Origin of the sequence: Saccharothrix sp. ST-888, from assembly GCF_000955975.1 — a bacterium.
In the GTDB taxonomy this organism is placed as follows: Bacteria; Actinomycetota; Actinomycetes; order Streptomycetales; family Streptomycetaceae; genus Kitasatospora.
On record NZ_JYJF01000424.1, the window covers coordinates 1 to 388 of the forward strand.

A 388-nucleotide genomic window follows, 5' to 3' on the forward strand; every position below is an offset into this window, starting at 1 on the left:
CAGCGTCCACCGCTCGCGCGGGCGGCACCCCCAGGTGGCGGGGATGGCGAGCTCACGGTGCAGGCCGATGTGGATGACCACGCGGATGCCCCGTCGCATCTGCTGGTCGGGCGACCCGAGCTGCCGGTCCGGACCGCGCGGGCACCCGAGCTCGTGCATCAGATGCTCGTCTTGCAGGGGCCAGCCCTCGGGGTGGGGGGCGATGATCTCGTTCGCCGGGGCCGGGGTCCACCGCTCGCCCGGGTGGAACCGCGAGTCGGCGGGGATGGCGAGTTCGAGGTGCATGCCGATGTCGATGATCACGCGGATGATCCGCAGCATCTGCTTGGCGAGGTACCCGAGCCGGCGGGCCGGATCGGCCAGGAAGCCGAGCTCGTCCATCAGGCGC

The 388-nt window shown here is 72.2% G+C and carries 1 protein-coding gene; it reads right to left on the reverse strand.

The annotated features are described in order from the left end of the window. The coding region (locus UK12_RS42010; RefSeq protein ID WP_197085388.1) for a DUF885 family protein at positions 1-388 on the reverse strand (388 nt) is incomplete at both ends.